6 protein-coding genes are annotated in these 6,604 nt (G+C 67.2%); 3 read left to right on the top strand and 3 right to left on the bottom strand.

The window, feature by feature from the left end; genetic code table 11:
* Together hisI and E6J59_00180 are read left to right on the top strand one after the other, a co-directional pair.
* Positions 1-364, top strand: a 364-nt coding sequence (gene hisI, locus E6J59_00185) for a phosphoribosyl-AMP cyclohydrolase (GenBank protein ID TMB24538.1), incomplete at its 5' end; no start/stop codon positions are given.
* On the top strand, positions 361-1,236 hold the full coding sequence (locus tag E6J59_00180; GenBank protein TMB24537.1) for an ATP phosphoribosyltransferase: 876 nt from the start codon (positions 361-363) through the stop codon (positions 1,234-1,236). The genes hisI and E6J59_00180, both read left to right, overlap by 4 nt.
* A 9-nt stretch (positions 1,237-1,245) precedes the next feature.
* On the opposite strand, the gene E6J59_00175 is transcribed toward E6J59_00180, so the two are convergent.
* The 3 genes from E6J59_00175 to E6J59_00165 all read right to left on the bottom strand — a co-directional run bounded on the left by E6J59_00175 (position 1,246) and on the right by E6J59_00165 (position 5,703).
* Positions 1,246-1,749, bottom strand: coding sequence for a VOC family protein (locus E6J59_00175; protein TMB24536.1), 504 nt, complete (start codon positions 1,747-1,749; stop codon positions 1,246-1,248).
* 614 nt (positions 1,750-2,363) lie between these two features.
* Entirely contained in the window at positions 2,364-4,526 is a 2,163-nt protein-coding gene (locus E6J59_00170) for a hypothetical protein (GenBank protein ID TMB24535.1), read from the bottom strand.
* A gap of 556 nt (positions 4,527-5,082) precedes the next feature.
* The gene (locus E6J59_00165; protein TMB24534.1) at positions 5,083-5,703 is read right to left on the bottom strand and encodes an MOSC domain-containing protein; all 621 of its coding nucleotides are present in this window, start codon (positions 5,701-5,703) and stop codon (positions 5,083-5,085) included.
* A gap of 152 nt (positions 5,704-5,855) precedes the next feature.
* On the opposite strand from E6J59_00165, the gene E6J59_00160 reads away from it, so the two are divergent.
* Positions 5,856-6,035 carry a hypothetical protein gene (locus tag E6J59_00160; protein ID TMB24533.1) on the top strand — a complete coding sequence of 60 codons (180 nt, stop codon included), beginning with the start codon at positions 5,856-5,858 and terminating at the stop codon, positions 6,033-6,035.
* The last annotated feature ends 569 nt before the right edge of the window (positions 6,036-6,604 follow it).

Raw genomic sequence — 6,604 nt, 5'->3', positions numbered from 1 at the left:
GGAGCCCGATTTCGACAAGCGGGGCGGCCTGCTGCCGGCGATCGCCCAGGACGTGCGCACCGGCCAGGTGCTGATGGTCGCCTACATGAACCGCGAGGCGTGGCGGCACACGCTCGCGACCGGCAAGGCCACCTACTGGAGCACCTCGCGCAACGCCCTCTGGGTGAAGGGCGAGACCTCCGGCCACGTGCAGCACGTGCGCGAGCTGCTGGTCGACTGCGACGCCGACGCCGTGCTCCTCCGCGTCGAGCAGGTGGGCGGCGTCGCCTGCCACGAGGGCTACGCGAGCTGCTTCTTCCGCCACGTCGAGGGCGAGGACTGGCGCGTGATCGCACCCCGGCTCGAGCCGCCGTCGGCGGGATGAACGTCCTCCAGCTCGGCATCCCCAAGGGGAGCCTCGAGGAGGCGACCATCGAGCTCTTCCGCCGCTCGGGCTGGAAGATCAAGACCGACGCGCGCAGCTACTTCCCGTCGATCGACGACCCGGCGCTCCGCTGCCTCCTCGTGCGCGCGCAGGAGATGGCGCGCTACGTCGCGAGCGGCACGCTCGATGCCGGCATCACCGGGCGCGACTGGGTGCTGGAGGACGAAGCCGACGTCGTGGTCGCGCAGGAGCTGGTCTACTCGAAGACGAGCCTCCGCCCGACGCGCTGGGTGCTGGTGGTGGGTGCCGATTCGCCCGTGCGGAAGCCCGAGGATCTGCGCGGCAAGCGCATCGCGACCGAGCTGGTCGGCTACACCCGCCGCTGGTTCGCGGAGCGGAACGTCGACGTGCACATCGAGTTCTCGTGGGGCGCCACCGAGGCGAAGGTGGCCGAGGGCCTGGTCGACGCGATCGTCGAGGTGACCGAGACGGGCTCCACCATCCGCGCCCACGGGCTCCGCATCGTGTGCGACCTCTTCGAGTCGGTGCCGCAGCTGATCGCCAACCGCGCCGCCTGGGCGGTCCCCTGGAAGCGCGAGAAGATCGAGCAGATCGCCCTCCTCCTCGCCGGCGCGCTCCGCGCCGAGGCGCAGGTGGGCCTCAAGATGAACGTGCCGCGCGACCGCCTGCAAGACGTGATCGCGCTCGTGCCCGCGATCACGGCGCCGACCGTGTCACCCCTCTACGGCACGGAGTGGTTCGCCGTCGAGAGCGTGATCGCCGAGGCGACGGTGCGCGAGCTGATCCCGAAGCTGCTGCGCGCCGGCGCGGTGGGGATCATCGAGTACCCGCTGAACAAGATCGTGGGGTGAGCGCGGACCCTACCCGACGCGTGCCGACATGAAGTGGAAAACGGTACCCTCTGGATCCTCAAAGCCTAGATTCGGCCCGACCTGTCGCAGGGGAACTCCGGCTGCGCGAAGCGCTGCCTCCGCCGCCCCGGGATCAGCAACCCGCAGCGCCACGTGGTGCGGCTGGCGAAGCGGCTCATCGCCTTCGGCTTGAAAGAGCGCCAACTGCGAGCCGTCGCTCCCGATGCTGACTACCGCCATGGTTCGTGCTTCGTGCTCGATGTGGAGACCCAGGACGTCGCGAAACCAGGCCACGGCACGCGGCAGATCGCGATAACGAATGCCGACATGGTCTATGCCCCGCGCATCAAATAGTGCCATTGTGTCCTCCGTTGCCGAGCAAGGGGATACTAGATCATCACGAACCAGCTGCCCAGACGTATCCCGGTTCTCCCGAGCGCAGCAGGTCCCCGAGTGATGGTGCCCACGTGAGCGCGTGAATCTCTTCGAGCACGTCGCAGTGGCCTTCTCCATGGTCCTTTCGTTCGGGGTCGTGCGTCTGCTCGATGGCCTACGGCCCGCACTCGTCCCGGGCCGTCGCTATTGGGTTCACGCGCTCTGGCTCGTCCAAAAGCTGCTCAACCACGCCTTCTACTGGTGGGGATTCTTGTCCTTCCGGGAGGGCGTCGCCTGGACCGTCGCTTCCTTCCTCTGGATCCTCCTCGTACCTGGCCTCCTCTTTCTACAGGCAACAGCTCTGGTCACGACCAATCCGAGCGCTGTCGATTCGTGGCGTGACCACTTCTTCGGCATCCGTTCGTGGTTCTTCTCGGTGGACGTCGTCCTCATCCAGCAATCCGTCACCACCTCATCGTTCCTACGGGCGTTCCCTTGGTGCACCCGTTGCGTGCCCTTCAGGCCGTGGGCCTCACAATCTCGATCTTGGGCGCCGCGTCCGCGAGCCCTCGCCTCCATGCGACGATCGCCCCTGCGGCGCTTGCTGTTCAGTCGCTCGGTCTAGGGTCGCTTTTCTTCAGGCTGCAAGCTTCGGGGTGATCATGGAAGGCGAAAGTCTCCAAAGGCTGTCGCCGGAAGCCGCCTAACTAGCCTCTGGTTTTGTCGACTGCTGCTCGGTGTTCGGAAAGCTGTCAAGGATTTGTCTTGTTAGCGGCGTCGTCCGTGGCGTCCCGGTCATCGGGCCACGCCCCGTCATCCCACCATTCCCGGGAAAGGATGTTCTCGATGCTGTAGCGCTGATCCGCGCTTACTTGCTCGATGGCAAGCGCGGCCGCGAGCTGACGATCGACCTCGCGAAAGGCTCGCAGCAAAACGAGCGGCGTCGACAACGGATACACCGAAAAAGGCACCAGCTGGTCATCGTCGCTGATGGCGACGAGCTGGCGAGCCAGCACCGCGTTCCGGTCGTCGCGTGCGTAGAGCACCTGCTTGTTGATATCGAGGACGACCGCCGCCGCGGAACAGGCGAAGCTCCCGCCGAGCCCGAGGCAGGACCCTACGTAGGTCCCCAACTTCAGGACCTCGAGAGGGTCGCGCTCGAGGTGGATGCTGACTGCCCGACCGCCGGTGGTGAAGTGGTGGTCGATCCCGCGCGTCCATGTAGCCAGATCGATGCCCGGATGTCGACGCGCCCATGCGACGGTCGCAGGATGCCGAAGGAGGTAATCGGGATCGCCGGCCAGATGCGCCCGCAAGAAGCGCCGCAGACCGCGGCGGTTCCCCTCCGCTTGTTGCAGGAGTTCCAGCGCCTCCAGTGCTTCGCGGGTTGTGCGCTGCAGGCCGATCGATCTCTCCAGATGGGCAATCACGGCCGAGCGAATGGCCGCGAGACGGATCTCCGGGAGTCGCTGGCGAAGCTTCGCTTGGTGGCGCGCCACCTGAGCGTCCGAGAGAACGCGGCGGCCGGCGCGCTGGTCGCGGAGGGCGCGCGGCACCATCGATCCCGCCGCGTCGACCGTATCGATGAGTTGCAGGAGCTTCTCGAGGGGACATCGCTCGACCTGGAGATCGAACACGCCCAGCGCCAGGCAGCGCCTCAATAGCTCACGGCGCGCTTCCCACGAAAGCACCCCGAGGTCCCTGGCGGTGCGGAAGAGCGAGCCTGGCGCAGATGCGAACGCGTCTGCGACCAGCGCCGGCGCATTCGCCACCAGCGTCGAAATGCCCCAGGCAACCAACGAAGCGGCGTTCCGCCGGAGACAGGCCTTGTCGAGCCGTCGAAAGGAAGATTCCTGCGCGCCCAGGAAACGCCCGCGCTCCCTTTCGGGAAGGCTCAGGAGGTTCGAGAGCGCCGTCGCCATGTTGCCGTCGTCGCAGAACGGAGGCCGGTTGACGCGTGCCAGAAGATCCAGAGCGAGCGGCAAGCAATCTCGGATCTGGTGGGGTGTGCTCATCTCCGCCACCAGCTCGCCGAGGTCATTCATGGCCTGGTCGGTGTACGGGGTGGCGACCGTACGCGCGAGCTCCTCGATTCGGGGCAGGAAAGGCTCGATGGCCCGCCAACGCCGAGGGTCGAGCGCGTGGCTGTCCTGTTGCCATCGCAGGTCGGTGAAGAAGCGGAGCAGGTACATGCGTTGCGGTGGGGAAAGGGCCCTCCAGTCCGCCTGCTCGATCAAGGTCGCGAAGCCGGGCACGGCCCCACATGTATCCCACAGGGACATCAGCCAATCGCCATTCCATTCCGTGGGTAGCGCGGTCAGGAGGGCTGCGGGCGTGCTCGGGCCAAAGTCCGGTGCATCGTCGGCGAGCTCACCGAACCACCAGGTCGGTGCATACGCGACGGCGAATCGGATTCCCGCCGCCACATAGGTGGGATTCAGTTTGCGCGCCAGGCCCGCGAGGAGGACACGCGCCCAGGGTTCGTACCGATCGGGCCTCGCCCCGTGACCGAGGTCGACGAGCGCTTCGGATACTCGAGCGGGGTTCTCTGTCCAGGCGCCGGTGTCGAGGACCAAGGCCAGGAAGTCAGATCGTCGAGCTCCCGGCTGGCTCACGAGCGCTTCCCACCAGTTTAGGGCGCGTTCGGCGCAGGCCACGCGCACCAGCCGGGCACCGAGCGCGGCGAGATGCAGTTCGTCGGCCAAGCGGAGTTGCCCGAAGAGGCTCGCCGCGCGGCGAACGATCGGCCAAGACGCTCCCGCCAAGGCGGGCAGTATCCACTCGACGAAGAGTGGCGCCAACTTTGCCGGCGTGGGGGAACCGCCATGGTGAAACAGCAGGTACGGATCTAGGGGTGGCGTCGGGCACTGCGCGAGCCGGGCCAGGCCCGCCTCGTCGAAGCGAAGGCGGGCCAACTGGTCGAGGGCCTCCGCCCTCCAGGGCCAGAGGCGTTCGAGCAGAGTGTATGTGTTGCGTGTCGAGCACAGGGCCGAGCGCAGATCGAGCGCTGCTGGCCTTGGCGGCTTGGGTGGTCTGTACTTCGTTCCTTTGAACGCTCGCGGGTGGCCCGCGGTTCGGCGCGGGGGTGGTGGCGGTGCCGTCAGGCGAAGCAGCGGCCCTGCGTCAGGGAACGCGGCGGGCGCTGTCGACAGTAGAACGGTCAGGACGTCCGCGAGCACGTCCCCGTCGAGGGCGGCGACGTCGCAAAGGCGCCCCCACGCAGCGCATAGGCGGGTCTTCTCGGCCAGCAGACCTTGGTCCACCGCCCCCACGGGCACGCTCGTCACTGCATATCGCCCGGCTGCGCCGGCCGGGAGCGCGGCGGCTCCCCCTGCCATCCGTCGTTGGCTGACGACCGCGAGCAGCTGGCCTTCGGAGCGCACCACGCCAAGGAGCAGGGCAGACTCGGTATTCGAACTTGAAGCGCGCATCCGGGAATCGCCCATGGGTGACAGAATCCGCCCTACTGGATCAGGAGAGCGGCTTCGCGTCCGATGCGGGGGCCCGGGCGATGACCTCGACGGGATCGCCCGGGGCGATCTCGCCGCCTTCCACCGTGCGCATGTAGATGCCGCGAAGGTTCCGATGGCGTAGCTCGGTCTTCGATACGAACTGCAGAGCGTCCGCACCGAATCGCGCTCGGAACTTTCGACACCCGTTGTGCGGCATCGCCGTCACCTCGAGGACGGCTCCACCCGCACGGACCCGGCTGCCGGCAGGCAGATTGTCCGTCGAGAGATCCAGAGTCAGGTAGAGGTTGTCGCCGAACAATGCCAGCGGCTGTCCGTTCGCGATTAGCTCGGCCACATCGAACTCCATCACGGTGATGGCCCGCTCGGGGTGTGGCCCCTGCTGGCGACCCCATGCGTCCCCTGGGATGCCAGCGTCGGCTTCCAATCGGACACGCTCCGGGCGCTCGCGCCGGCCGCCCGCTGTCCGGGCCACGATCAGCTCGACGCGCCCCCTGTCCCACGGGCCGCGAGGCAACGCGTCGAGTCCTTCCTCCAACTCCTCGAGCCTTCGATACCGGAGCGGGTTTCCGACGGACTCGGAGTCGATCCGTGGCGTGCCGAGCGTCATCTTCTTCTCCAACTCCGCTTGCGCTGGATCATGCGGTTGGCGTTCCGTTCAGGCAAGCTGCGCGTGCGCTGGCCTGATCGGGCGCGAGGGTGCTATCGGGAAGACCGGCGCATCCGGGTCACCGATCGGCCCCTTGATGCCCCGATTCCGAGAGGAACAACGTCATGCCGACGCATCCGGCGCAAGCGACCCAGCGCATCGTTCCGTACCTCTACCCGTACCTCTACGTCGTTGACGTCGCCGCCTACCTCGCGTTCCTGGCGAAGGCCTTCGGCTTCGAGACTCGCCGACACGAGGTCGCTTCCGTTGAAGCGTCGCCCGCGAGCTCGAGCCGCTGCCCCTGATCCTCGCGGCCGTCCGAGGCGCCGGCCCTACGCCAGCCCGAGCGCGCGATCCTGTGCCTCCGGATCGGCGTGCTCGAACTCGAGGATGCCGAGGCCCGCGAAGGCCTCGCGCACGCGCGGCGTGAGCAGCCCGAGCCGGCGGAGGTTCGGGACCACGCGCGCGAACAGCATGCGCCGGAACATCTGCGCAGGGGCGGAATCGAGCACCACCCGCTTCACCTCCTCCCGATCCCATCCCATGGCGCTCGAGATCTGGTCGCCCACCAGCCGGTTCCGCATCAGCTCGCAGGCATAGATGATGAAGTCCTCGCGGTCGCGCAGCTCGGCCGGCGGCATCTCGCGGTAGAACTCGGCGAGCGAGAGCATGCCGAAGGCCACGTGGCGCGATTCGTCCTTCATCACGTAGCGCACGAGCTCCTTCAGCAGCGGTTCCTGCGTGATCTGGAACATGTTCCCGAAGGCGGCCATGGCCAGACCTTCGATGATGATCTGCATGCCGAGGTACTTGAAGTCCCAGCGGCCGTCGGTGATGGTGGCGTCGAGGAGCTCCTTCAGGTTCTCGTTGACCG

The organism is Deltaproteobacteria bacterium (assembly GCA_005879795.1).
Lineage (GTDB): Bacteria > Desulfobacterota > Binatia > DP-6 > DP-6 > DP-6.
Note: the sequence above shows the minus strand (reverse complement) of the source record. Positions and strands in the feature narration are given on the sequence as shown.